At 60.4% G+C, this 25,675-nt stretch carries 27 protein-coding genes; 16 read left to right on the forward strand and 11 right to left on the reverse strand.

The features are described 5' to 3' along the window. Positions 1-39 precede the first annotated feature (39 nt). Positions 40-510 (reverse strand): aminoacyl-tRNA deacylase, encoded by a 471-nt coding sequence (locus N2599_RS00430; protein WP_027510763.1) that lies wholly within the window; start codon positions 508-510, stop codon positions 40-42. Positions 511-723: 213 nt separating this feature from the next. Here N2599_RS00430 and N2599_RS00435 point away from each other — a divergent pair, with 213 nt between their 5' ends. The 7 genes from N2599_RS00435 (at position 724) to N2599_RS00465 (ending at position 7,430) form a co-directional block, all read left to right on the forward strand. Beyond that, positions 724-1,038, forward strand: a complete 315-nt coding sequence (locus tag N2599_RS00435; protein WP_051336604.1) for a hypothetical protein — start codon at positions 724-726, stop codon at positions 1,036-1,038. Positions 1,039-1,322: 284 nt separating this feature from the next. Beyond that, complete coding sequence (locus tag N2599_RS00440) at positions 1,323-1,985, forward strand: class I SAM-dependent methyltransferase (protein WP_027510761.1); 663 nt, start codon at positions 1,323-1,325, stop codon at positions 1,983-1,985. 15 nt (positions 1,986-2,000) lie between these two features. Further along, entirely contained in the window at positions 2,001-2,636 is a 636-nt protein-coding gene (locus tag N2599_RS00445; RefSeq protein ID WP_027510760.1) for a TetR family transcriptional regulator, read from the forward strand. A gap of 438 nt (positions 2,637-3,074) precedes the next feature. Then, on the forward strand, positions 3,075-4,328 hold the full coding sequence (locus N2599_RS00450) for an alpha/beta hydrolase (RefSeq protein ID WP_209444072.1): 1,254 nt from the start codon (positions 3,075-3,077) through the stop codon (positions 4,326-4,328). An 81-nt stretch (positions 4,329-4,409) separates the two neighbouring features. After that, positions 4,410-5,660 carry an NAD(P)/FAD-dependent oxidoreductase gene (locus N2599_RS00455; protein WP_027510758.1) on the forward strand — a complete coding sequence of 417 codons (1,251 nt, stop codon included), beginning with the start codon at positions 4,410-4,412 and terminating at the stop codon, positions 5,658-5,660. Positions 5,661-5,669: 9 nt separating this feature from the next. Then, complete coding sequence (locus N2599_RS00460) at positions 5,670-6,380, forward strand: SDR family oxidoreductase (RefSeq protein WP_027510757.1); 711 nt, start codon at positions 5,670-5,672, stop codon at positions 6,378-6,380. Positions 6,381-6,392: 12 nt separating this feature from the next. Next, on the forward strand, positions 6,393-7,430 hold the full coding sequence (locus tag N2599_RS00465) for a 4-hydroxyproline epimerase (RefSeq protein WP_027510756.1): 1,038 nt from the start codon (positions 6,393-6,395) through the stop codon (positions 7,428-7,430). Positions 7,431-7,433: 3 nt separating this feature from the next. Here N2599_RS00465 and N2599_RS00470 read toward each other — a convergent pair whose 3' ends face one another. After that, entirely contained in the window at positions 7,434-7,910 is a 477-nt protein-coding gene (locus N2599_RS00470) for an RbsD/FucU family protein (RefSeq protein WP_027510755.1), read from the reverse strand. After that, the gene (locus N2599_RS00475) at positions 7,894-9,141 is read right to left on the reverse strand and encodes an ROK family transcriptional regulator (RefSeq protein WP_027510754.1); all 1,248 of its coding nucleotides are present in this window, start codon (positions 9,139-9,141) and stop codon (positions 7,894-7,896) included. Before N2599_RS00475 ends, N2599_RS00470 begins: the two co-directional genes overlap by 17 nt. Before the next feature lie 237 nt (positions 9,142-9,378). On the opposite strand from N2599_RS00475, the gene N2599_RS00480 reads away from it, so the two are divergent. From N2599_RS00480 to pyrC, 5 genes are all read left to right on the forward strand, one after another. Continuing rightward, positions 9,379-10,398, forward strand: a complete 1,020-nt coding sequence (locus N2599_RS00480; protein WP_027510753.1) for a sugar ABC transporter substrate-binding protein — start codon at positions 9,379-9,381, stop codon at positions 10,396-10,398. 154 nt (positions 10,399-10,552) lie between these two features. After that, on the forward strand, positions 10,553-11,617 hold the full coding sequence (locus N2599_RS00485; RefSeq protein ID WP_027510752.1) for an ABC transporter permease: 1,065 nt from the start codon (positions 10,553-10,555) through the stop codon (positions 11,615-11,617). 2 nt (positions 11,618-11,619) lie between these two features. Then, the gene (locus N2599_RS00490) at positions 11,620-12,402 is read left to right on the forward strand and encodes an ATP-binding cassette domain-containing protein (RefSeq protein WP_027510751.1); all 783 of its coding nucleotides are present in this window, start codon (positions 11,620-11,622) and stop codon (positions 12,400-12,402) included. Next, positions 12,399-13,025 (forward strand): nucleoside triphosphate hydrolase, encoded by a 627-nt coding sequence (locus N2599_RS00495; protein WP_027510750.1) that lies wholly within the window; start codon positions 12,399-12,401, stop codon positions 13,023-13,025. The genes N2599_RS00490 and N2599_RS00495 overlap by 4 nt, the downstream gene beginning before the upstream one ends. An 89-nt stretch (positions 13,026-13,114) precedes the next feature. Continuing rightward, positions 13,115-14,155: a dihydroorotase gene (pyrC, locus tag N2599_RS00500; protein WP_027510749.1), complete on the forward strand. Its 1,041-nt coding sequence runs from the start codon at positions 13,115-13,117 to the stop codon at positions 14,153-14,155. Between the two features lie 36 nt (positions 14,156-14,191). Here the strand turns inward: pyrC and N2599_RS00505 are convergent, their stop codons facing one another. Further along, entirely contained in the window at positions 14,192-14,674 is a 483-nt protein-coding gene (locus N2599_RS00505; protein ID WP_027510748.1) for an anthrone oxygenase family protein, read from the reverse strand. Positions 14,675-14,676: 2 nt separating this feature from the next. After that, positions 14,677-15,501, reverse strand: coding sequence for an NmrA family NAD(P)-binding protein (locus N2599_RS00510; RefSeq protein WP_027510747.1), 825 nt, complete (start codon positions 15,499-15,501; stop codon positions 14,677-14,679). Positions 15,502-15,597: 96 nt separating this feature from the next. Here N2599_RS00510 and N2599_RS00515 point away from each other — a divergent pair, with 96 nt between their 5' ends. Beyond that, positions 15,598-16,257, forward strand: coding sequence for a TetR/AcrR family transcriptional regulator (locus N2599_RS00515; protein WP_027510746.1), 660 nt, complete (start codon positions 15,598-15,600; stop codon positions 16,255-16,257). 1 nt (position 16,258) lies between these two features. Here the strand turns inward: N2599_RS00515 and N2599_RS00520 are convergent, their stop codons facing one another. Then, on the reverse strand, positions 16,259-17,530 hold the full coding sequence (locus tag N2599_RS00520; protein ID WP_027510745.1) for an MgtC/SapB family protein: 1,272 nt from the start codon (positions 17,528-17,530) through the stop codon (positions 16,259-16,261). A gap of 154 nt (positions 17,531-17,684) precedes the next feature. Here N2599_RS00520 and N2599_RS00525 point away from each other — a divergent pair, with 154 nt between their 5' ends. Both N2599_RS00525 and N2599_RS00530 read left to right on the forward strand, forming a co-directional pair. Beyond that, positions 17,685-18,374: an orotate phosphoribosyltransferase gene (locus N2599_RS00525; protein WP_027510744.1), complete on the forward strand. Its 690-nt coding sequence runs from the start codon at positions 17,685-17,687 to the stop codon at positions 18,372-18,374. Positions 18,375-18,464: 90 nt separating this feature from the next. Further along, complete coding sequence (locus N2599_RS00530) at positions 18,465-19,391, forward strand: carbohydrate kinase family protein (protein ID WP_027510743.1); 927 nt, start codon at positions 18,465-18,467, stop codon at positions 19,389-19,391. A 1-nt stretch (position 19,392) separates the two neighbouring features. Here the strand turns inward: N2599_RS00530 and N2599_RS00535 are convergent, their stop codons facing one another. The 5 genes from N2599_RS00535 to N2599_RS00550 all read right to left on the reverse strand — a co-directional run bounded on the left by N2599_RS00535 (position 19,393) and on the right by N2599_RS00550 (position 25,022). Then, positions 19,393-20,196, reverse strand: a complete 804-nt coding sequence (locus N2599_RS00535) for an alpha/beta fold hydrolase (protein ID WP_027510742.1) — start codon at positions 20,194-20,196, stop codon at positions 19,393-19,395. A 64-nt stretch (positions 20,197-20,260) separates the two neighbouring features. Then, positions 20,261-20,380: a prolyl endopeptidase gene (locus N2599_RS37765; protein ID WP_156915290.1), complete on the reverse strand. Its 120-nt coding sequence runs from the start codon at positions 20,378-20,380 to the stop codon at positions 20,261-20,263. Continuing rightward, a complete protein-coding gene (locus N2599_RS00540) occupies positions 20,377-21,312 on the reverse strand; it encodes a HEPN domain-containing protein (RefSeq protein WP_027510741.1) in 936 nt (311 codons plus the stop codon). Before N2599_RS00540 ends, N2599_RS37765 begins: the two co-directional genes overlap by 4 nt. Positions 21,313-21,558: 246 nt before the next feature. After that, positions 21,559-23,184 (reverse strand): glucose-6-phosphate isomerase, encoded by a 1,626-nt coding sequence (pgi, locus tag N2599_RS00545; protein ID WP_027510740.1) that lies wholly within the window; start codon positions 23,182-23,184, stop codon positions 21,559-21,561. Positions 23,185-23,321: 137 nt separating this feature from the next. Then, entirely contained in the window at positions 23,322-25,022 is a 1,701-nt protein-coding gene (locus N2599_RS00550) for a long-chain fatty acid--CoA ligase (RefSeq protein ID WP_027510739.1), read from the reverse strand. Positions 25,023-25,250: 228 nt separating this feature from the next. Here N2599_RS00550 and N2599_RS00555 point away from each other — a divergent pair, with 228 nt between their 5' ends. Beyond that, the gene (locus N2599_RS00555) at positions 25,251-25,643 is read left to right on the forward strand and encodes a PRC-barrel domain-containing protein (protein ID WP_027510738.1); all 393 of its coding nucleotides are present in this window, start codon (positions 25,251-25,253) and stop codon (positions 25,641-25,643) included. Positions 25,644-25,675: the final 32 nt, after the last annotated feature.

Genomic DNA, 25,675 nt, shown 5'->3' on the forward strand with positions numbered 1-25,675 from the left:
GGTTGGTTAGCTCACTGCTGAGAGCAGGCCCAGGATCGTCTACGGCAGGTGGCTGAAGCGGGCGATTTGCGCATCCTTCATCAGGCTGCGAAAGTTAGGCCCACTGACATGCACGAGTGTCTTGTGGTCGCCACCTTCGAAATAGACGTCGCTCGCGTCGCCGAGGCTTTCGTCGAGGATCACCGGCACATCGTAAGCGGGGCCGATGGGCGGCACTGCGCCGATGTCGCAATCGGAAAAAAGCGAGCTGACCTCCTCCTCCGAGGCGAGACCAAGGCGCCGGTTCATCACATCCTGCAATGTGGAGAATTCGATCCGGTGCGTGCTCGGGACAACGGCTAGGACGTACCCCATTTCGTGATGTACGACGACGGATTTGGCCAGCCTGCCGCCGGGAATATGCGCGGCCTGCGCCGACTGGCTGGTTGTTGCTGTGCGGTGATGAGCGACGGTGTCGTAAGCGATACCCTCACCGGCGATATAGTCCTGAAGTTTTCCTGCGATCGTCATCGTAGGCACTCCTTATGTTGCGTGGGACGCATAGAAGGACATTTTCCTCTCATCATCCGGGAAGTCAACGACGAATGGGCAGCCGCAAATGTAAGTGGCTGGGAGACCATCCTGCTACGGCCATCGATCTCCTTTGCTTAGCTTCGCGCAATCTTGCGCCTGTATCTGCGTTCTGCGCCGCGATGGTGCGGAGCGGGCGCATTGGAGAGAATTATGAAGGCGAGAACCCTGGTTGTGATTTCGATAGCGCCGATCGCGGCCGTTCTTGCCGGATGCGTCAGCTATGCCGAGAAACCTGTTCTTTATCCCGTCGGCAGCCCGGTCAATCCGCCATTCGTTGCCCACGCCATGTGCATCGGCGAAGCCAATGCGATGTACGGCGAAGCGATGCAGCAAAACAAACTGCGCGCACAGATGACTGGCGATTACCATGGCGCCGAAGCGGAAGCGCTCTCACGCGACGCTGCGCGCAGGCAGTATGACGCCTGCGCCTCGTCAGAAGGCTATCGCGCGGTCTACGATCGATAGGGCAGCGACAGGATGCTCTCTTTGAAGGTAGGTGAAACGGCTTGTTGGCCGGTGTGGCAGCATCTGTATACGGCCGTTCCATGAACTCGGCTCATATGAGTTGCACTAAATGCAAAAATGCAATAGATATAAAACTGCAATAATTGAAGGATAGGATCCGATCCAATTGGGATGAAAGACTGGACGTGCGCTGCGCCGGACCAGTGACGCCTTGGAATTGCCATTCTGAAGGCGATGGCGGCTGGATAATCACATTGCATTTCAAAAAAAGTGGGCTAATCAACATGACCGCAGACATTGTATGCTCCGATTTCCTGCATTTCTTCCGCTCATGGGTAAGCAATCCACTCCGCGTCGCCGCGATCGCTCCCTCTGGGGTTTCGCTCGCCAAGCTGATGACGAAGGAGATCGCCGCGCTTGACGGGCCGATCATCGAACTGGGACCTGGCACGGGTGTTTTCACACGCGCGCTGCTCGCCCGAGGCGTCAGAGAGGCGGATTTGACGCTGATCGAATACGGGCCTGAATTCATCAGCAACCTTAAAGCACGCTTTCCGTACTCTCGCGTCCTGCAGATGGACGCGGGGCAATTGGCTCACGCCGACATCTTCGAAGGCGAGCCGGTGGGGGCGGTGATCAGCGGTCTGCCGCTGCTTTCGATGTCGCCACGCAAAATCACCGCCATCCTTGCCGGTGCTTTCACCTACATGCGGGCCGGCGGTGCGTTTTATCAGTTCACTTATGGGCCGCGCTGCCCCGTGCCGCGTCCGATCCTCGACCGCATGGGGCTCAAGGCAACGCATATCGGCGGCACGATGCGTAACCTGCCGCCTGCTGCAGTCTACAGAATTTCGCGCCGCAAGCCGCTTGAGCTCTCGCGGGAGCGCTTCAAATATCATCGCAGGGAAGAGGAAATTGGCGCGGCCGCCAAAGCGACTGACGGCTGAGGCATCCGAACGCAGATGACTGAATTGAAAAAAGCCGGCGCGACGGAAGGCCGCCGCGAACGCAAGCGGCGGCAGACGCGCGAGCGCATCGAGCAGGCGGCAATGACGCTGTTCCTCGAACGCGGGTTCGATGCCACGACGATCGAGGACATCACCGAATCCGCCGACGTATCGAAGCGCAGCTTTTTCGACTATTTCCCCTCCAAGGAAGAGGTCGTCTTCGCCTGGCAGGATTCCTTTGCCGGCCATCTGATGGCTGCCATCGCCGCAAGGCCGAAGAGCGAGCCGCCCCTGAAGGTCGTTGAAGAAGCGATCGTGGAGACCGTCGTCGCTTCTGCCAATGAACGCGGTCTCGCCCTTGGCGAACTCATCCGTCGCACGCCGGTGCTAAAAGCGCGCGATCAGATGAAGTATGCAAAACTTGAGCAGAAGCTGACGGAAGCACTGATCGCAAGAGGCGGCCAAGGGAAGGAAGTCCGGGCACGCATGCGCCTCCTCTCGGCGGTCGTCATCGGAGCCTTGCGCGTCGGCGGCGAACGCTGGCAGGAACGTCCGTCAGAAGGCCCGTTGGAGGCCTTTGCCCGAGAGCTTTTTGCGGATCTTTGGAAGATGCTGGCGGATTTTGGGGATGAGGCGAAAAATCGGCGCTAGGCTATCGCGCTCTGTCGGAATGATTTTTTGACCAGCTGATCAAAATTGCTGCAAAATGAGGCGTCTTCGCAAAATTCGGCGCCGAGCCATGCGAAAGACGCATTGCTGCATTGCGGTAATAACCCTGTTCTCGATCAAATCGATTAGGTATTAATAGCTTCGTAAGCAGCGCACTCCTCCTCCCAGCGCTCTTACGCAGACTGGTAACACTCCTCCTCCCAGTTGCCAGTCAGGATCAAGAGCCCGGTGCACCTCCTCCCGCGCCGGGCTCTTTTCTATTTCAGCCCTGGAAAATCAGTTGCCCATCTACGCGATGGCCATCCAGCCGTTGCCTTATTTGACTCTCTTCGCGCCCACGGCTTATTTGAGCAGCAGCAGCCGTAGTGCGTTCAGCCAGGCGTCGATGTTGGAGTAGGCATGTTTGACGGATCGGGGGCCATGCAGAAGACGCTTGCGAGCCTCACGCTCGCTGCCTTCCTGTTATCGGCCTGCGGCGGACGGCACATCGGCGTGATGACGCCAGTGGGGTCGGTGCAGCCGGGCACCTCGAAAGTCGATCTTCTTGTCGCAACCACGCGCGCACGGGACAACGATCCCGCCGTCCTCTTTTCCGGCGAGCGCGGCACCGGCCTGATGGTCAATGCGGTCAACGTTTCGATACCGCCGGATGCCAATCGCAAGATCGGTCAGGTGCAATGGCCAAAGCGCCTGCCGGCAGATCCGCTCCGCGATTTCGTCACCGTCTCGGTCGATCCGCTGGAAGGCGAACGGGCAGGCGAGGTCTGGTTGAAGAGCCATATGCCGAAGAGCCGCCGTGTGCTGGTTTTCGTCCATGGCTTCAACAATCTCTACGAGGATGCTGTCTACCGCTTCGCGCAGATCGTTCACGATTCGCATGCGGACGTGGCGCCGGTCGTCTTCACCTGGCCGTCGCGCGGCAGCATCTTCGACTACAACTACGACAAGGAAAGCACGAATTATTCCCGCGATGCGCTGGAAGAGCTGCTGCGCCGCACCGCCCAGAATCCGGCAGTCAGCGATATCACGATCATGGCCCATTCGATGGGCACTTGGCTGACGGTCGAGGCGCTGCGCCAGATGGCGATCCGGGATGGGCACGTCGCAAGCAAGATCAACAACGTCATCCTTGCCTCCCCCGATCTCGACGTCGATGTCTTCGGCCGGCAGTTCGTGAGCCTCGGCGAGGAGAGGCCGCACTTCACCATCTTCGTTTCGCGGGACGACCGTGCGCTGGCACTTTCGCGCCGCATTTCCGGCAATGTCGATCGCCTCGGCCAGATCGATCCTTCGGCGGAGCCCTATCGCAGCAAGCTCGAGGCGGCGGGCATTACCGTCCTCGATCTCACCAAGCTCAAGGGCGGCGACCGGCTGAACCACGGCAAATTCGCTGAAAGTCCGGAAGTGGTGAAGCTGATCGGAGACCGGCTGATCGCTGGCCAGACGATTACGGACTCGCAGGTCGGTCTCGGCGAAGCGGTCGGGGCGGTCGCAATGGGCGCCGCGCAAACGGTCGGAAGTGCGGCCAGCGTTGCCGTCAGCACGCCGATTGCGATCTTCGATCCGCGCACGCGCCGCAACTATGATGCCCAGCTAAAGCGCTTCGGCCAGTCGATGGAAAATACCGCGGGCTCTGTCGGCGATACTGTCGGCGCCGGCTTGCCGACACAATAAAATTCCTCATAGGCATTCATCCCATTCTGATATATCACAGGGAAATCGTGGCGCTCAGGCCTTGCCTTGATGGATGATGATATGGCGAATGAGAGGAAGCAGACCGTCGCCGTTGTCGGCGCAGGCGTAATTGGGGCGTCGATTGCTTTCGAGCTGCAGCGGCGCGGATTTCAGGTGACGTTGATCGACAAGGGCGAACCGGGTCGTGGCGCGTCCTACGGGAACATGGCGAGCATCGCGCTCGATTTTGCGCCGGGTTCCGGTCCGGCGACGTGGAAGAAGATTCCCGGCTGGCTGATGGACCCCCAGGGCCCGGTTTGGGTGCGGCCTTCTTACGCTCCCAAAATGCTGCCATGGTTGCTGCGCTTCATTGCTGCCGGCCGCCCGTCCCGGTTGCGCGAGATCGAAGATGCGGGCATGAGTCTGACCCGCCAAGCGCCTGGCGATTTCCGAACCATGCTTTCTGCAATCGGCGCGCCGGAACTCATGACGGAGGAAGGTTGCCTCGCCATCTATGAAACGGAAGCTGAATTCGCCGCCGACCGCGACCATATCGAGATGATGCAGCGCTACGGCTTCGATTTCGAGGTCCTGAACGGCGGCGCGATCCGGCACTACGAGGCGGAGCTTTCGCCCTCGATCGCCATGGCCGTGCTTTTGCCGGACAATAAATCGATCCGTGATCCCTACCAATTGGTAGTCAAGCTTGCGGATGCCGCTCAGGCGGCGGGCGCGCGCTTCGTGCCGGGTACCGTGCGCAATATCGAACGCAGGCCGGCGGGCGATGCTGTCGTACTGCTCGAAGGCGGTGGCAGCATCGAGGTCGACTCGGTGGTACTTGCAGCCGGCGTGCACACGCGCGATCTTGCCGCAAAGCTTGGCGAGCCGATCCCACTGGAAACCGAGCGCGGCTATCACACGCAGATCATGAAGCCCGGCATCTCGATGCGCTATTCGATTATCTGGCCGCATCGCGCTTTCATGGTCACGCCGACGGCCGGCGGCATTCGCGTCGGCGGCAACGTCGAACTGGCGGGTCTCGACGCGCTCCCGGATTTCCGCCGCCCGCGGGTGCTCGTGCGCCATGCGCAACGCGCGCTGCCGGGTTTGAAGATCGAAGAGACGACCGAGTGGATGGGTCATCGCCCGGCACTGCCGGATACGATCCCGATTATCTCGCCTTCATCGAAGATGCCCGGCGTCTGGTATGCAACCGGCCACGGCCATCTCGGCCTGACGCTTTCGGCGACGACAGCGCGGCTGATCGCCGATATGGTGATGGGCGTCAAACCCACGGTCGACATAATCCCCTTCCGCATAAACCGATATTAGGAGGAACCAATGTCCGATAGCACGAAGCCCGTAGCGCTGATTACCGGTGGCGGCCGCGGCATGGGCGAGGCGATCGCCCGCGAACTGGCCGCGCAAGGCTATCTTCTGGCCCTGATGTCGCCTTCCGAAAGCTGCGAAAAGCTGGCCTTCGAGCTTGGCGGCATTGCGTCACGAGGCGTGGCGGAAAAAGCCGAAGACATCCAGGCGATTTTCGACCTGACGATGAAGACCTATGGCCGCATCGACGCCGTCGTGAACCACACCGGTCATCCGCCGAAGGGCGATCTCCTGGACATTACTGACGAGATGTGGACGCTCGGTTCCGACATGATGATCCTGTCGCTGGTGCGCATGGCACGCCTCGTGACGCCTGTCATGCTGAAGCAAGGCAAGGGCGCCTTCGTCAACATCACGACCTTCGCCGCCTATGAGCCGTCGCTGATCTTCCCCGTTTCCTGCACCTATCGCGCGGCGGCAGGCGCGTTCACGAAGCTTTATTCGGATCGGTATGCTGCGGATAATATCCGCATGAACTGCATCCTGCCCGGCTATATCGACAGCCTCAACCACAAGCCTGAAACCGCCGACAAGATCCCGATGAAGCGCATCGGTCATATGGAAGAAATCGCCAAGACCGCAGCCTTCCTGCTCTCTGATGGCGCGGGCTACATCACGGGTCAGAATATCCGCGTCGATGGCGGCGTCACGCGTCACGTTTGAGGGGAGTAAAAAATGAGGTGGAAGCGTACCATCCAGCTTCTGGACGTTCACTGCGAAGGCGAGATCGGCAGGGTCGCGATCGGCGGCGTGCCGAAGATCCCCGGTGAGACGGTCGCCGCACAGCTTCATTGGTTGAATACGGATCCCAAGGGCACTGAGCTTCGCCGCTTCCTCTGCCTCGAGCCGCGCGGCGCGCCGATCGGGTCCGTCAATCTGCTTTTGCCCGCCAAGCATCCCGATGCCGATGCAGCCTTCGTCATTCTTCAGCCGGATCAGGCGCATGCGAGTTCCGGCTCGAATTCGATCTGCGTCACCACCGCGCTGCTCGAATCCGGCATCGTCGAGATGAAGGAACCAGAAACGGTCGTTACACTCGAGACCGCTGCCGGTTTGGTTAAGGCGGTGGCAACCTGCCGCGACGGTCGCTGCGAGAAGGTGCGGCTCACCATGGTTCCGGCCTTCGTCCATCAGTTGGACATCGAGATCGAAACGCCGCATTGGGGCAAGGTCAAAGCCGACATCTGCTATGGCGGCATCTTCTATGCGCTGATTGATGTCCGCCAGATCAACCTGACGATCGAGAAGGCAAATGCCGCAGGCCTCGTTCAGGCAGGCATGATCCTCAAGGAAATCATCAATCGTGATATCCCGGTCGTGCATCCGGAAATTCCGGCGATCTCCGGCGTTGCCTATGTGATGTTCCGCGATAGCGAGCCGGATGGCGCGGTGCGCACCTGCACGACGATGTGGCCCGGCCGCGCCGACCGCTCGCCCTGCGGCACCGGCAGTTCGGCGAACCTGGCGGCCCTCCATGCGCGCGGCAAGGCCAAGGCCGGCGACATCTTCAAGTCGCGCTCGATCATCGGCTCTGAATTCGAGGTCGGCTTGCAGGCGATAACCGAAGTTGCAGGCCGCCCGGCCATCATCCCGACGATCACCGGCCGCGGTTTCACTTTCGGCCTGTCGCAGGTGGCGCTCGACCCTTTCGACCCGCACTCGGGCGGCTTCGCGCTGACAGATGTCTGGGGACCGCAGGCGGGCGAGATTTGAGCGTCAATAGTCGAAAGGCTCGACGGTCGTCTTGACATGTTCGCCGGCAGCCTTCGGGTAGATGACGCCCTTGCGCAGGATGATGTTGGCGTAGAGGCGCGGCTCGCTCGTCTGAATGACGGCGTGGGCGGCGCGCACACGATTGTAGAAATCCTGGCCGACAAGTGGCGTCACGTCGCGGTGCGGCTCGTGCTTGGCGCAGCAGTCGATCATTTCCTCATGCACGGGATCGAGCTTGTCGCGCTCGGCCTTGACGGTCGCGCGGAAGATCGCCTCAGGCACGAAATCGTCGATCGGCAGCACGCTTAGAACTGCGTCGAGCACCGGCACGATGCCGTGGCCGTCCAGGCGGATCAGCCGCCGCGCATGCTCGACACCCGGATAATTGCCGTCGACGATGGCGATCTCGTCGCCGTGGCCCATCTCGCGCAATGTCGAGAGCAGTTGCGGACTCAAGAGCGGATCAAGTCCCTTCAGCATTTTCAATCTCCTTGAAAAGCACGTTCTGGTCGGTTAGATAGCGCGCAAAAATCGGCAGGCTCGCGCCACCAATCGCGCGCGCTTGCGCGCCCACCACGCCCTCGATGATCTCTGGCATCACAACACCCTGCAGGTCGAGTTTCGCGGCCTCGCGGATTGTCGCGTTCACGATACGCGTGCGCACCCAGCCGGGGAAGCCGCCGTCGATGACGGCAGCGCTGAAATCGACGATCGAGGCAGCGGCAACGACCGCCTGAGCCAGCGCTTTCGCAGTGTCCTGGATCCAGGTTTCCATCGGCTCGCCGAAGTCAATCCAGTCGTCGGCAGAATACCAAAGCGGCTGAGGATCGATGCCTTTCTCGCGCAGCATGTTTTCGAGCACGAAGATCGAGGCGATATCGAGAAGCTGGCGGTTTTCGCCGTTCTTGCCGCGTACCGGAAGCGGTCCGATCGCGCCGGCGGTGCCTGTGCGCCCGGAGAAGATGGCCGAATTGAGGACAATGCCGCCGCCGATGAAAGACCCTATGAAAAAATAGACGAAATCCGGATAGGACGGGCCGACGCCGAAGACGAGCTCCGCACCGCAGGCGCTGGTCGCATCATTTTGCAGATAGACCGGATAAGAAACGCGCGCGGCGACTTCGGCCTGCAGGTCGAACCCGCGCCAGACTTCCATTGCGCCCTCCGGCGCACCGACCTCGTCTGCCCAGTTCCATAGCTCGAAGGGCGCGGCAATGCCGATTCCTGCGACCCGGCTCCGTTGCCTGTCGCTGAGCCTGCTTTCAAGCTCCCGGATACCGGAAATGATAAAGGCGAGAATTTCGTCCGGTTGCGGATAGGCATATGTCCGGTGCAACTGCATGCGGATGCGTCCGACGAAATCCATCAAAACCAGATCGGCGCTGCGCCGGCCCATCTTTACGCCGAAGGAATTGACGGCGTCGGGATTGAGACGCATCGGGATCGACGGCTGGCCGACGCGGCCGCGAACGGGCTCGCCTCTTGAAAGCAACCCCTCCCTCTCCAGTTCCCTCATGATGACGGAAACGGTTTGAGCAGAAAGGCCGCTGCGGCGTGCGATATCGGCCTTCGAAAGCGAGCCGTAGAGGCGCACCAGCGAAAGGACCAGCCGCTCGTTATAGGCGCGCACCCTGACCTGGTTCGCGCCTCCCGCCGGATTTAGAATTGGTGGTGTGCCCGGCGCGTGCGTCGGACCGTCCAAGGACGACATTGGCCACTCCTCCCGTTCATTGGCCTATGCCCGATTTTTAATCAACATGCCACATGGAATTAATAATTCAATTGGATTTATTTATTGACAAGCGAATTTCTTTTCGTTCTTAATTGCGATCGTCAACAGTATGGGACGGCTTTGGAGGAGGCCTTTGACTGAATCCGCGATGTCGTCCTGTGTCTCAAATTCCGGTTCTGCCATGCGGGCGTTCCGGCTAATCTCTGGGAGGAGTTCATGAAGAAATCAGTTCTGGCTTTCGGCGCGCTTGCACTCGGCGTTGCCTTTTCCGCTCCGGCCATGGCCGCGGATGTTTCCGCCTGCCTCATCACCAAGACGGACACAAATCCGTTCTTCGTCAAGATGAAGGAAGGCGCAACGGCCAAGGCGAAGGAGCTCGGCGTTACGCTGAAGTCCTACGCCGGTAAGATCGACGGCGATAGTGAGAGCCAAGTTGCCGCTATCGAAAGCTGCATTGCCGATGGCGCAAAGGGCATTCTGATCACTGCATCCGATACCAAGGGCATCGTTTCGTCGGTCAAGAAAGCGCGCGACGCCGGCCTGTTGGTCATCGCTCTCGACACGCCGCTCGATCCGGCTGATGCCGCTGACGCGACCTTTGCGACCGACAATCTGCTTGCCGGCAAGCTGATCGGCCAGTGGGCCAAGGAAACACTCGGCGACAAGGCAAAGGACGCCAAGGTCGCCTTCCTCGATCTGACACCGTCGCAGCCGACCGTCGACGTCCTGCGCGATCAGGGCTTCATGATGGGCTTCGGCATCGACACCAAGGACCCGAACAAGATTGGCGATGAGGACGATCCGCGTATCGTCGGTCACGATGTGACCAACGGCAACGAAGAAGGCGGCCGCAAGGCCATGGAAAACCTTCTCCAGAAGGATCCGAGCATCAACGTGATCCACACGATCAACGAGCCGGCCGCTGTTGGTGCCTACCAAGCGCTGAAGGCTGTCGGAATGGAGAGCAATGTGCTGATCGTTTCGGTTGACGGTGGTTGCCCGGGCGTCCAGTCCGTCAAGGACGGCGTCATCGGCGCCACTTCGCAGCAGTACCCGCTGATGATGGCGGCTCTCGGCGTCGAGGCGATCAAGAAGTTCGCCGACAGCGGTGAAAAGCCGAAGCCGACGGAAGGCAAGTCCTTCTTCGACACCGGCGTTTCGCTCGTCACCGACAAGCCGGTTTCCGGCGTCGAATCGATCGACACCAAGGTCGGCACCGACAAGTGCTGGGGCTGAGCCTGGTTCTCTAGCCAAAACACCGGCCGGGGCTCGATCCCCGGCCGCTTTCGACAGACGATAAGCTCTTGCCACAAGAACCGGCGTTCGAAGACCGGAGCAATATGGGCAATAGCTTCCGCGCGCGGTTCGGCGCGAAAGCGGAGGAGGAAAAATGACCGGAGCACAGGACTTCGAACGGGTTCTTGACAGCAGCGACAAGAATGTCGCGTCGTTTGAACACCAGGAAATCTCATTTCTGAAACGTGCGCAGCACTTCCTGCATTCGACGCCGGCAGCGGTGCCGTTGATAGTGCTAGTGCTGGCGATCATCATCTTCGGCATAGCGATCGGCGGGCGGTTCTTCTCGTCCTACACGCTGACGCTTATCCTGCAGCAGATCGCAATCGTCGGTATCCTCGGCGCGGCCCAAACGTTGGTCATCCTGACCGCCGGCATCGATCTTTCGATCGGCGTCATCATGGTCATTTCCGCCGTCATCATGGGCAACTTTGCGATCACTTACGGAATTCCGACGCCGATTGCTGTCATCCTCGGCATGCTGGTTGGCGGCGTATGCGGCCTGCTCAACGGTTTCCTCGTCGCCTACATGAAGCTGCCGCCGTTCATCGTGACGCTCGGCACTTGGAACATCGTCATGGCGACGAATTTCATCTACTCGGCAAACGAGACGATCCGCGATGCGGACGTGGATGCGCAGGCGCCGCTGCTGCATTTCTTCGCGCTCAGTTTCAAGGTCGGCAATGCGGTCCTGACGCTCGGCGTCATCGCGATGGTGCTGCTGGTACTCGGGCTCTGGTATGTTCTCAACCACACGGCCTGGGGTAGGCACGTCTATGCGGTCGGCGATGATCCGGAAGCGGCAAAGCTCTCCGGCATCCAAACCAAGCGCGTGCTGCTCACGGTCTATGCAATCTCGGGCGTCATCGCCGCTTTTGCAGCCTGGGTGTCGATCGGCCGCAACGGCTCCATCTCGCCGTCCTCAGCCGTCACCGATTTTAACCTGCAGGCAATCACCGCGACTGTGATCGGCGGGATCTCGCTCTTCGGCGGCCGCGGCTCCATCCTCGGCACCTTGTTCGGCGCGATGATCGTCGGCGTCGTGTCTATGGGACTCAATATGCTCGGGGCCGACCCCCAATGGAAAGTCCTGCTGACCGGCGTGCTCATCATCGCCGCCGTCGCAATCGACCAGTGGATCAGAAAGGTTTCGGTGTAATCATGGCTGTTGAACCCATCCTTACCGCCCGCGGCCTCGTCAAGCGTTACGGACGCGTCACCGCACTCGACAACGCAGACTTCGACCTCTATCCCGGCGAAATCCTCGCCGTCATCGGCGACAATGGCGCCGGCAAGTCGTCGCTCATCAAGGCGATTTCCGGTGCAGTCACGCCCGACGAAGGCGAGATCACGTTGGAGGGCAAACCGGTGCACTTCAGGTCGCCTATGGAGGCACGTGAGGCGGGCATCGAGACCGTCTATCAGAACCTTGCGCTTTCTCCGGCTCTGTCGATTGCCGACAACATGTTTCTTGGCCGCGAGATCAGAAGGCCGGGCGTGCTCGGCAGCTGGTTCCGCATGCTCGACCGGCCGGCGATGGAAAAGCGCGCCCGCTCGAAGCTCTCGGAGCTGGGTCTGATGACGATCCAGAACATCAATCAGGCGGTCGAAACGCTGTCCGGCGGACAGCGCCAGGGTGTGGCGGTCGCGCGCGCGGCCGCTTTCGGTTCCAAGGTCGTCATCATGGACGAGCCGACAGCCGCACTCGGCGTGAAGGAAAGCCGTCGCGTGCTGGAGTTGATCCTTGACGTAAAGTCCCGCGGCCTGCCGATCGTGCTCATCTCGCACAACATGCCGCATGTCTTCGAAGTCGCCGATCGCATCCACATCCACCGGCTCGGACGCCGCCTGACGGTCATCAATCCGAAGGAATACACCATGTCCGACGCGGTGGCATTCATGACCGGCGCCAAGACTGTTCCGACGGATCCGGTTGCCGCATGAGCGTAACCGTCGGGGAAATCGCCGGCGAGGTTATCAGCCGCGCTGGCGATACCAAGCGCTTCCTGATTGCCATCGCTGGCCCGCCCGGCTCCGGCAAGTCGACCATGGCGGATAATCTCGCCGATGCGTTGAAAGCCAAGAGTGAAAGTGCGGAAGTACTGCCCATGGACGGCTTTCACATGGACAATGCGATCCTCATCGAACGCGGCCTGCTCGCCCGCAAGGGCATCCCGGAGACGTTCGATGTGCGCGGCTTCCTCGATATCATCCGCGCCGTCAAGCGCGCCGACCAGGAGGTGCTGATCCCGGTCTTCGACCGGTCGCGCGAGATCGCCATTGCGTCGGCCCGCGTCGTGTCGCCGGAGCACCGCTTCATCATCGTCGAGGGCAACTACCTTCTGTTCAACCAAGGCAAATGGGCGGAGCTTGAGGGCATCTTCGACTACTCCATTATGCTTGCCCCGCCGATCGAGGTGCTGGAAGGGCGGCTCTGGGCCCGCTGGCGCGGCTATAAGCTGACAGAAGAGCAAGCAAGCGCCAAGGTCTATGGCAATGACCTGCCGAATGGCAGGCTCATCCTGGAAAACCGCCGTCCCGCCGACGTAACGCTCGAAATCGCCTGACAATTAAAGCGGCAAAATGTTTGCCATAAGCCGTGCCGGGGTGATAATGCGCGGGCAGGATTTAAAAGCCGCCCTGCCGGAGTTAGCGCATGCAGTCCCTCACCATCCGCCGCCCTGACGATTGGCACCTGCATCTGCGCGACGGCGCTATGCTTGAAGGTGTGATCGGCGATACCAGCCGCAACTTTGCGCGCGCCATCATCATGCCGAACCTCGTTCCGCCGGTCGTGACGACGGCGGATGCGAAAGCCTATCGCGAGCGGATCATGAAGGCACTGCCGGCCGGTGATCGCTTCGAGCCGCTGATGACGCTCTATCTAACGGAGCATACGAGCGCCGATGATGTCGAGGAAGGCAAGAAAAGCGGACTGATCACGGCGGTGAAACTTTATCCGGCGGGTGCGACCACCAATTCCCATAGTGGCGTGGGTGACATGGAAAAGGCCATGCCAGTGCTGGAGCGGATGGCGAAGATCGGCCTGCCGCTTTGCGTGCATGGCGAAGTCACGACGCCGGAGGTCGATATCTTCGACCGCGAGGCAGTGTTTATCGAGACCGTCCTCGATCCCTTGCGCAAGCGCCTGCCGGAATTGAAGGTCACGATGGAACACGTGACAACGGCGGACGGCATCGACTACATCAAGTCGTCAAAAGCCAATCTCGCCGGCTCCATCACCACGCACCACCTGATCATCAACCGAAACGCGATCCTCGTCGGCGGCATTCGGCCGCATTACTACTGCCTGCCGGTCGCCAAGCGCGAAAACCACCGTCTGGCGCTGCGCGCGGCCGCCGTGAGCGGCGACAAGCGCTTCTTCCTCGGCACGGATTCGGCGCCGCATATCGACCCGCTGAAGGAGTGCGCCTGCGGCTGTGCCGGGATCTATACTTCGATCAACACGATGAGCTGCCTCGCCCATGCTTTTGAGCAGGAAGAGGCGCTCGACAAGCTCGAAGCCTTCGCCTCGCTGAACGGCCCGGGCTGGTATGGTTTGCCGCCGAACGAAGAGCTCATCACGCTGGTGAAGCGTGAAGTGCCTGTGACATTTCCGGAAAAAATCGAAACCGGAGCCGGAACCGTGACGGTGTTCGATCCGATGTTCCCGCTACACTGGGATGTCGAACGCTGAGAACGGGCGGGGAGGAGCAACGCCCTCCCGCTTTCTTCAAAGGACCATCAAGGCGCGAACGAAGGCGATTGCGGAAAGCAGCGATGCTATCGTGCGGACGTGGTTCCACCAGGTCCAGTCCTTCAGATAGGTATTCCAGACGCTGACGGCTTCCGCGCCGTTGCCGCTGACCTTTGCTAGCGCGTCGTTCATCGGCACATTGAAGACGATCGTCGAGATGAAGGATGCGATGACATAGAGGCTGGCACCAGCCAGCATCCAGACGCTAGAGCCTCCACGCCAGTCGATGATGGCCAGGACGGCGATCAGAACGCAGAGGATGGCGGTCGGAACGAAGATCAGCATGAACGGCGAGCGCACGATCGTGACGTTGATCGAATTCATTGCCGCGATGCCCTGTTCCGGTGGAATACGGGAAAAGGCGGTCATGATGAAGGTCGAGAAGGCAAAGAAGATGCCGGCGACAATTCCGCTGCCGATCGCAGCGGCGACGAGCGCAAGAATGAGGATCATTCCCATGTTCATGCCCCCCATATGCCGGTCGCCGCGGTTTCGCGGGCATATTGGCTGAAGTCTTTCGGCGGCCGCCCGAGGATTTCGGCAACACCGTTCATGACGCGCGAATTGCGGCCGTCGAGAACCTTGCCGAAGAGCTCCTCGAGAAGATCAATCGTTCCTGCCGGCACGCCGGTCGCGGAAAGCCCGGCCTTGAAGTCTCCCATGGAAACCTGGCGATAGCGGATTGTCCGGCCGGTTGCCGTCGCAATCTCCGACACCGCCTCGCGGAAGGTGAGCGCGCGTGGCCCGGTCAATTCGTACGTCTTGCCGAGGTGGCGCGGGTCGGTCAGTGCGGCAACGGCAGCATCGGCAATGTCGTCGGCATCGGTGAAGGGCTCCTTTACCTCGCCCGCAGGCAGAGCCAGCTCTCCCGCGACAATCGATTCCACGAACGCGCCTTCGCTGAAGTTCTGGCAGAACCAGGAGGCGCGCAGGATCGTGTAGCCGATGCCGGAGGCCTTGAGCATCTCTTCGCTGCGTTCCGCGCCGTCTTCGCCGCGGCCGGAGAGCAACACGATGTGCCGCAATCCCGAATCGGCGGCCGCCTTCGCTAAGGCGCCAATGGCGTCGGCGGCCCAGCTCACGGCGAGATCAGGTTGAAAGGTGACATAGGCGCTGGTGGCGCCCTCAAGCGCCGCCGACCAGGTCGCTCTGTTCTCCCAATCAAAAGGGCGTGTGCTGGAGCGCGAAGCGAAGCGCGATTTGGTACCGCGCTTTTCGAGCCGGGCGGCGACGCGACCGCCGGTTTTCCCCGAGCCGCCGACAAGGATGATTTCGGAATTCTGCATTGGACTGCTCCTTCCATAGAATGAGAGAAAATCTCTTATTTGCATAATGAGATAAACTCTCTTATTTTCTCCGTCAATAGAAAAATGGAGTGCCGAATGCCAGAACAGACCGCAGTTAGGCGTAAAAGAGGATTGCAGTCGGCCGGCCAGCCACGCCGAATCCCGCGCCAGCAGCGTGGGCGGGAACGTTTCGAGAAGATCCTGTCGGTGGCAATGGAACTGATCGAAAAGAACGGCAGCGACGCCCTGAAGATGAGCGAAATCGTTGAAAAGGCGGAGCTTTCCTTCGGCGCTCTTTATCAGTATTTCCCGGACAAGAGTTCCATCATCCGGACGCTTGCCGAACGCTTCAACGAGCAGGGCAGGAACTGCGTAGAAGAAGAGCTGGCCAAGGTGACGAGCGCCGAAGCGCTGCAGCGGGCGCTCTGCAACGTCGTCGATCAGTATTGTGATTTCTTCCGCAGAGAACCGGTCATGCGCGACATCTGGCATGCGACCCAGGCCGACAAGCTGCTGCAGCAAGTCGATGCCGAAGACATGGAATTCCACTCGCAAAGACTGTTTGAGGTTTTGGAGAAACTGTGGCCGGAGCGTGAAGGAGGCGAATTGCTGGCGATTGCGCGGCTGACGATGCATTTGCTTGCGGCCGCCGTGCGTTATTCGATCTCGGTCGGCGAGGAGGAGGGGCGGACCGCGATCGCGCTCTACAAAAGGATGCTGCCGGCCGATATCGGCCGGCTTCTCGACAGCCCGTGATTTAGTCGGGCATGAAGCTGCGGAGCATGAGATAGGCGATTGCTCCCATGGCGACGGCGACCGCTGACGCCAATGCCAAGGCTACACCATATTCCCGCTTGCCGGCGGTGAAGGCCAGCACCGCCTTTGTCACGACATTGACAGCGACGGCTATGAGGATGACGTCGGCGGCGGTTTTGGCATTGATCGCCGTGCCCATAAGGCGCGCCGTCGAAAGTGTGATGGCGTCCACATCGACCAGCCCGGAGATCGCGGCCACGGCGTAAAGTGCCGACGCGCCGATATAATCGATTGCCATCTTTGAAATCAGGGTGATCAACCCAAGCAGCGCGGCAAAGGAGAAGACCATGCGCAGTTCGAACGGGTTCTTCAGCTCAATTTCCGGCACCTCCGTCGCGGAGCCGGAGCGCCAGACCCAGAAGAAACCCGCAATCAGGAAGCCGATGATCGCCGGGATCAGGCCGGCCGCAAGCGGAGGAATCAAATCGAGCGACAAGGCGCCGCCGATGACAAGGACGCGGGCAAAGGACAAGGCGCCAGCGACGGCCGCTCCGGCCGCCAGGTGCGTCGAACCCTGAGGCGCCTGCTTGGAATAGCGGGCGAAGGAGAGCGTCAGCGCAGTGGAAGAAACCAGTCCCCCGGCTGCGCCCGCCAGCAGAATACCGCGGCCCGTGCCGGTCAGTTTGATGGCGACATAGCCGGCAAAGGAAAGCGCGGCGATGGTAATGGTCAGCACCCATAGGGAGAAGGGGTTGAGCGCCCCCCAAGGATCGAGCGGCCTGTCCGGCAGCAGCGGCAAAGCAACCACGGTCATGGCAAGCAGCACCAGCGCAGAGCGAAGCTCCGGCCAGGTCAAACCTCTCAAAAAGCCATGCAGGCTGTGGCGCGCCGCAAGAATTACGGTCATCACGACGCCGCTTGCAGCCGCAGTCACGATGTCGCCGACAGCCGCGAGTACGCCGAGGCCGAAAACCGCCAGCGCGGCCACGACCGAGGTTATGCTGTAATCTTCGTCTTCCTGCGTCTCCTGCCAATTCCCGGCGATATAGGCAAGGCCGAGCAGCGCCGCGACCGTCGCCGGCAGGAAGGGGCCGACTATCGAATTCAGTGTCCCGGCTATTCCGCCGAGAAAACCCGTAAGGGCGAATGTGCGGATGCCCGCGGTCCTGCCGCCCGCCCGGACCTCGCGCTCCCGCCAGCCCCGCTCGACGCCGACAAGCAGGCCAATCGCAAGCGCGACACCGAGACGCTGAAAGATTTCGATATGTTCCATGGCCTAACGATATTCCTGTTGCGCCATCGCACAATCCGAAATGTTTGAAAGAGTTGACGCATTCATTGCTATTCTTGACGCCGGCCCACCGCAGTTCTGGAATCTTTGCGCGCTTGCTGCTATTGCCTCATGGATTTAAGCGAAGGAGAGAGCGATGCCCTTGACGACTTTTCCCGACCGCGCCGTCATGGCCGAACTGGTGGCGAAGATGCTCTGGGAGATCAAGGCGGTCCATTTCAACGCCGCTCAGCCCTACAAGCTCTCCTCCGGCATGGCGAGCCCTGTCTATATCGATTGCCGCAAGCTGCTCTCTTTCCCGCGCATCCGTTCCACGGTGATGGATTTTGCCGCAGGCGTCGTCCTTCGTGACGCCGGTTTCGAACAGTTTGATTGCATCGCCGGCGGCGAGACGGCAGGCATTCCCTTCGCCGCGCTGCTTGCCGACCGACTCGGCCTGCCGATGATCTATGTCCGCAAACAGCCGAAGGGTCATGGTCGCAATGCGCAGATCGAAGGCAATATGCCGGAAGGTTCGCGCGTCCTTGTCATCGAGGATCTGACGACGGCGGGCGGCAGCATGTTCAAGTTCATCGATGCCGTCCGCGCGGCTGGCGGCATCGTTGATCACGGCATTGCACTCTTCTACTACGGCATCTTTGACGAAGGAGCGCTGCGCTTTGCTGACGGGAAGGTGAAGCTGCACTACATCGCTACCTGGCGCGACGTTCTGGCTGTTGCGAAAGCACAGGAGCTTTTCGACGAGAAGACGCTCAGCGAAGTGGAAGCCTTCCTCGACGCGCCGCTCGCCTGGTCCGGCCGCAACGGCGGCGTTTCGTCGCTTTAACGGCAGATCGACGAAGTGCGGCTTTGCTTTTGCCACGAAATTATCTAATCGATTTGAAGATCGAAATTCACCATACGTTGGGAGGCCGGAATGATTTTGTGCTGTGGCGAAGCGTTGATCGACATGCTGCCGCGGGAGACGACGCTCGGCGAGAAGAGCTTCGCGCCCTATGCCGGCGGAGCGATCTTCAACACGGCGATTGCGCTCGGCAGGCTTGGCGTTCCGACGTCCTTCTTTACCGGCATCGCCGATGACATGATGGGCGATATCCTGCGCGAGACTCTAGTCGCCAGCAATGTCGATTTCAGCCTTTGCGCCATATCGGCCCGCCCGTCGACGCTCGCATTCGTTAAGCTGGTGAACGGTCAGGCGACTTATGCCTTCTACGATGAAGGCACGGCCGGCCGCATGATCACCACAGACGACCTGCCGCTCCTCGGCGACGATTGTGAGGCGCTGCATTTCGGCGCGATCAGCCTGATCCCGAGCCCCTGCGGCGAAACCTACGAAGCGCTGCTCGATCGTGAGGCGGGAAAGCGCGTCATCTCGCTCGATCCGAACATCCGCCCAGGCTTCATCAAGAACAAGGAAGCCCACATGGCGCGCATCAAGCGCATGGCGGCGAAGGCCGATATCGTCAAGTTCTCCGACGAGGATCTCGAATGGTTCGGCCTCGAAGGTAGCCATGACGATCTGGCGGCCTACTGGCTGAAGCATGGCGCCAAGCTCGTCGTCATCACCAAGGGCGCGGAGGGCGCGGAGGGCTACACCAAGGATCGCAAGGTCGTTGTGGCGAGCCAGCGCGTCACCGTCGTTGATACTGTCGGCGCTGGCGACACCTTCGATGCCGGAATTCTCGCTTCGCTTAAGATGGATAATCTGCTGACCAAGGGCCAGGTTGCCTCCCTCGACGAAAAGGCGCTGCACAACGCTCTGTCGCTTGGGGCGAAGGCCGCGGCCGTCACCGTTTCGCGTGCCGGCGCCAACCCGCCCTGGGCGCACGAAATCGGCCTTTGAGCTACGCAAGCCGATCAAGAAAGCCGATCACTTCACGATTGAAGTGCTCGGGCCGCTGCAATGGCGCGAAGTGGCCGGCATCGGGCAGCAGGATGAGCTCTGCATCAGGGATGGTGCGCGCGAGATAGTCGGCATGCTCGGGCTTAATGAATTCGTCGCGCTCACCCAGCACGACCGCGACTGGCACCTTGATCCGCTCGAGATCGCTCGCTGTGTAGTTGGGCTCGGTCGCCATCATCCTGCTGACATCCTGAACAAAGGTATCGAACTGATCGGGCGTTGCCGATAGTGCCTGATAGTCCTTCCTGTGTCGGCTGAAGCAGCGATCGATGACCGGTGTCGCAACAAACTCTTTCGTGCCGTTCGGATCCATATTGCACGCGAAGAAGAAGACGCCGAAGACGCGGTCCGGATGCTGATCGGCAAGGATGAGCGCGGTGCAGGCGCCATCGCTCCAGCCGACGAGGGCTGCTTTGGCAAGCTCTAAATGATCCATGACCGCAAGGACGTCCGAAGCCATCAGCTCGTATTTATAGGGCTGGCTATCGCGGGTGCTGCGGCCATGCCCACGGCTGTCGATGACCACGACCTGCCGGCCGGACTCGATTAGTGCCGGCACTTGGTAGCCCCAATTGCCGCTGTTACCAAGCCCGCCATGCAGGAGGACCACCGCAGGACCGGCCCCGTAAGTGGCGTACCAGATACTGGCACCATCATGCTCGACGAAACCTGCGGATGCTACCGCCGGCAGCGGCTGCGCGCCCTCTGCCTCAAAAATCTTGAGCTCGTCGTCCATCACACTCATTTGGCTCTCCCTTCCTGATACAGACGATCAGATGTGGCGCGTTTCGACAGCTTCAAATGAAAAATCACAGATCCGATCCAGTGTCTTGAAGCACGATCCGATAGCCGTCATTTCCTTCGAATGTCAGACCGATATGGTCCCAGAACGGATTTGCACCGCTCAACATCGCGAGATCGGGCTTCATGAGCCGAGCCGCTCCTGGCAGATCATCTCCACCAGCGCCTGCAAGTCCTTCACGTGGGTGACAAGCCATTGCAGCTCCTCATCGCTGATCGTGTATTTCGACGAATATCGCGCCTCGACATAGGCCCGCGACAACAGCTCAAAGCAGCGGCGGGCAAAACGGCTGTCGCGTGGCCAGGCGGACACCAGCCGCGCATCGGCACTTTCAGCTTGCGAACGCAGCACCCTGATGCGGTGAGACTTCGGGCTGTAGAGGGTTAGGGTCAGTAAGACGCAGTGATATGCACGCTCGGTCGCTTGGTGAAGCATGAACGCGCCGTCCCGCCAGATCTTTTGCCCAAGCATCAGTTCGGCCCCGGTAAGAGCCTCGATTGACAGCTGATACCACTGATCGAAATACCGCTGAGCTTCAGCCTTTGCCTCCTCTGGTGTCAGCGCCTTCGGCTGGGCGAGGGGATGGCCTGGCTCCTCGTAGAGCACGATGCCATCCCTGGCGATGTCGGTGAAAAACGGCCGGCCGCGTGCCAGCTGGTCGTTGACGTCTGCCAGGCAGTGGACGATCGGGATCACTGGCGTTTCGATCCGATGGCTGATCTGCTCCTGCAACAGCCGTTCTTCCAGCGCCTCCCACAGCTCATGCTCCTCGGCAAAGCTCTTGGTGTTGACGACGATCAGAAGATCATAGTCGGAACGGTAGCCGCTTGAGCGATCCTCGACCCAGTCGCCGCGGGCGTACGAGCCGTAGAGCAGCACCATGAGCACCTTGCCGGCCGCCTTCTTTCCGGACAGCTTGGTGGCGCGGAACTGCTCGACCTCGAAAAACAGGATCTGCAGAACCCGGGCAAGCTCTCGGCGCTTCTTGTCGGGCAGGTGGTCGAGATGGTCTGTCAGGGTCACGGCCGCGTCAAAGCCTTCGGTGGGAATCGTATCCATCGTAGCGGCTCATCGGTTGTTGCACATATAAACTCTTTACGCGAATGCTTCAAATATTACAACCAGGTTTCGGCGCAGGCGAAAGTATTACCGATTGTCTTCGGCACCAAACGTCACTGTCGCCGGCTTCTCACCTGGTTCGGATCAACGCCTGCCACTCGGCGAGATACGTCCGCATATGTCACTCTGGGAGGAGGAGCCGACTGCCATCTCCCCTGGGGTGCAACCCGAAGGATCGGAGTGATCTTACGTGGCGAGCTTCGTCAATGCTGCAACAAGCCCCTGGGTCGAGGAATCGTGCCCTGCCGCGCTCTCTTTGCCTTCGATGACCGGTAGCAGGCCGGTCGCCAGTTCCTTGCCGAGCTCGACGCCCCATTGGTCGAAGGAGTTGATGCGGAAGAGCACGCCTTCGACGAAGACACGGTGCTCATAGAGCGCAATCAGGCGGCCGAGCGCATAGGGCGTCAGCTTATCGTAGACGAACGTGATCGAAGGCCGGTTGCCGGTGAAGACCCGGTGTGGCGCGATGAAATCTGCCTTCTTGTCGTCCATGCCCTTGGCTGTGAGCTGCGCTTTGGCTTCCTCGAAGGTGCGGCCCTTCATGAGCGCTTCGGACTGTGCCAGGCAGTTCGCCATTAGCAATTGGTGCTGGTGGCGCAGCTCCGGCTCGAAGGCGTTGGCGGCGATCATGAATTCACTGGGAATGATGCTCGTTCCCTGGTGGATGAGTTGGAAGAAGGCGTGCTGGCCGTTGGTCCCAGGCTCGCCCCAGACCACCGGACCGGAATTGTTCTCGACCGGCGTGCCGTCGATCGTCACACCCTTGCCGTTGGATTCCATGTCGAGCTGCTGCAGATATGCCGGAAAGCGTGAAAGGCGCTGGTCATAGGGCAGGATGGCGCGGGTGGAATAACCCAGGACATTGCGATGGAAGAAGCCGATGAGGCCGAGCAGCATCGGCAGGTTTTCGGTAACCGGTGCCTTACGGAAGTGGTTGTCCATAGCATGCGCGCCGTCAAGGAACTTGCCGAAGTTTTCCGGTCCGATCGCGATCATTAGCGGCAGGCCGATGGCCGACCAGATGGAATAGCGCCCGCCGACCCAGTCCCAGAATCCGAAGACGCGTTCGCTGTCGATGCCGAAGGCGGCAACCTTGTCGAGCGCCGTTGAGACGGCGGCGAAATGGTGCTGCACCGCAGCCTCACCCAGCACCTTGGCGATGAAGTTGCGCGCCGTCTGCGCATTGGTCATCGTCTCGATCGTCGTGAAGGTCTTCGAGGCAATGATGAAGAGCGTCGTTTCCGGCTGAACCTGCTTCAGGATATCGGCGATGTGGGCGCCGTCGATGTTGGAGACGAAATGCGCGCGCGGGCCATCATGGAAGGGCGCGAGCGCCAACGTCGCCATGACCGGGCCGAGGTCCGAGCCGCCAATGCCGATATTGATGACGTCGGTTATCTGCTTGCCCGTCGCACCCTTCAGCGCGCCGGAGCGGACGCCGTCGGCGAACTTGCCCATGGCGGCGAGAACGCCGTTGACATCCGGCGTCACGTCTTTGCCATCCACGAGCACGGGCGTGTTGGAGCGGTTGCGAAGCGCTGTGTGCAGAACGGCGCGGTCTTCCGTGAAGTTGATCGCCTTGCCGGAAAACATTTCCTCGCGCTTCTTCTCTACACCGCCTTCTTCAGCGAGCTTGACGAGAAGCGCCAGGATTTCGCCGTTCATGGCAGTCTTCGAATAGTCCATCAAAAGGTCGTCAAGCGAGGCGGTGAAGCGCGTGAAGCGCTGAGGATCGGCCGCGAAGGCAGCGCGGATATCGGTTGCCTTCGTGGCGGCCGCAGTGTTCTTCAGCTGTTCGACGATGGCGTTCATGGGAGGCTCCTTGAAGGCGGAAAGGGTTGCGGAAACTATTCGCTTTGTAGGGCGCAAATCAAGTTCAGCCACCGCCGGAATGCAAAAAAGCCACCCGCACCAGGCGGGATGGCTCTAAATTTCATGCAGGTGTCAAATCAGCCGCGCAGATCCTTGCGCAGAATTTTGCCGACCGGCGATTTCGGCAGTTCGGTGCGGAATTCGATATGGCGGGGACGCTTGTAGTTGGTAAGGTTGGCGGCGCAATGGGCTCTCACATCGGCCTCAGTCAGCGCCGGGTCTCTCCGCACTACGAAGAGTTTCACCGCTTCGCCGGAATGGCCGTCCGGCACGCCGATTGCGGCGGCCTCGACGATGCCCGGGTGCATGGCGGCGACTTCCTCGACCTCGTTCGGATAGACGTTGAAGCCGGAAACCAGGATCATGTCCTTCTTGCGGTCGACGATCTTGGTGTAGCCGCGCTCGTCCATGAAGCCCATGTCGCCGCTACGGAAAAAGCCGTCCGCCGTCATCACCTTCGCGGTCTCCTCCGGCTTCTGCCAGTAGCCGGCCATCACCTGCGGCCCCCGGATGCAGATTTCGCCGATCTCGCCCAGCGGCAGGGAATTGCCGTTTTCGTCGCGGATGTCGATCTCGGTAGAGGGGAGAGGCAAGCCGATCGAACCGGTGAATTCCGGCGAATCGAAGCGGTTGGCAGTTGCGACCGGCGAGGTCTCGGAAAGGCCGTAGCCCTCGGTGATATGCGAGCCCGTCATCTTCAGCCAGCGCTCGGCGACCGGCCGCTGCACCGCCATGCCGCCGCCAAGCGACATGATGAGCGAGGAGAAATCGAGCTTGGCAAAATCGGCATTGTTCATCAGCGCGTTGAAAAGCGTATTGAGGCCGGGGAAGATATGGACGTTCGACTTGCCGAATTCCTTGACGAAGCCCGGAATGTCACGCGGATTGGCGATCAGGATGTTGTGCGCGCCGAGCGACATGCCCATAAGCGAATTCACCGTCAGCGCGAAGATGTGATAAAGCGGCAGCGCGCACATGAAATTCAGCACGTCCGGCTGCTTCTTGAGCTCGAAGGCGGATTTCAGCCAGAGCTGCAGCTGCCGCTTGTTGGCAAGAAGGTTCTGGTGCGTCAGCACCGCTCCCTTGGCTACGCCCGTGGTGCCGCCGGTATATTGAAGAAAGGCGATATCGCTGCCCTTGATGGCCGGCGGTTGTAGCGGCCTGCGTGCGCCTTCGCTTAGTATCTGCTTGAATGTCTTGTGCTGCGGGATCGACCAGGAAGGAACCAGCTTTTTCACCTTGCGGACGACGAGATTGACGATCAATCCCTTTGGGCCCAGCATTTCCCCAAGCGAAGTCACCACCACATGGCGCACATCGGTCTTTGCCAGTACCTGTTCCACCGTGCGGGCGAAGTTCTCCAATACGAAGATCGCCTTCGCGCCTGAATCGCCCAGCTGGTGTTCCAGTTCACGCGGCGTATAGAGCGGATTGACATTCACGACGACCAGGCCTGCGCGCAGGATGCCGTAAACCGCGATAGGGTTCTGCAGCACGTTCGGCATCATCACGGCCACCCGATCGCCTTTCTGAAGACCGGTGCCTTGCAGCCAGGCGGCAACTTTGCGCGTCTGCTCTCCGAGCTCTCGATACGTGAGCGCCTTGCCCATGCTCGAAAATGCAACGCGATTCGCATAATTCTCGCAGGATTTTTGCAGCAGCTCCGCCAGCGATTCGTGTTCCGGCGGCGGCAGTTCGGCCGGAACGACCGCTGGATATGTGGCAAGCCAGGGCTTTTCCCGCTCTGCGCCACCCGGGTGGACGGAAATGCTGCTCATCGTGTCTCTCTCCCTACCCGGCCACGGATGCCGGTCTGCGGCTGCCGGTCGGATGATCCTCCATCCTCCGAAGGGCAGCTTATGCCATTGCCTGAACGGTTCAAGCGGGATTAGAGTTACACTAACTTTGACGTAAACGTCAACGGGGCGTCCACACACGATAGTCCGGAACTTTTGAATCCGACGACGCGTTTTATTTTCATGACTGACAAGCAAGGAGAAGCAGAAATGCTCAATGAGGACACTGATGTCAGCCGCCACGATCCCAACGTGAAGGATACCCCGTCGCTGATTGCAAGCGACCGCGTTGAAGGTACCCGTGTCTATGGCGCCGATGGCAAGCACATCGGCTCGATCGAGCGCTTGATCATCGGAAAGCAGGATGGCCGCGTGGCATATGCCGTGCTGAGCTTCGGCGGCTTCCTGGGCATCGGAAATGACTATTACCCGCTGCCTTGGGAAAAGCTGAACTACGACACGGAGCTTGACGGCTATCGCATCGATCTGACGAAGGAACAGATCGAGAGCGCACCGAGCTACGCGGACGATGACGACAGCTGGTACAACGATAATGGCCGCCGGATCTATGACTACTACGGTGTGCCGCCTTACTGGATGTAACGTCGTCCGCGCGGACGAGCCGGAAAGGGCCC

Source organism: Rhizobium sullae (assembly GCF_025200715.1).
GTDB classification, from domain to species: Bacteria; Pseudomonadota; Alphaproteobacteria; order Rhizobiales; family Rhizobiaceae; genus Rhizobium; species Rhizobium sullae.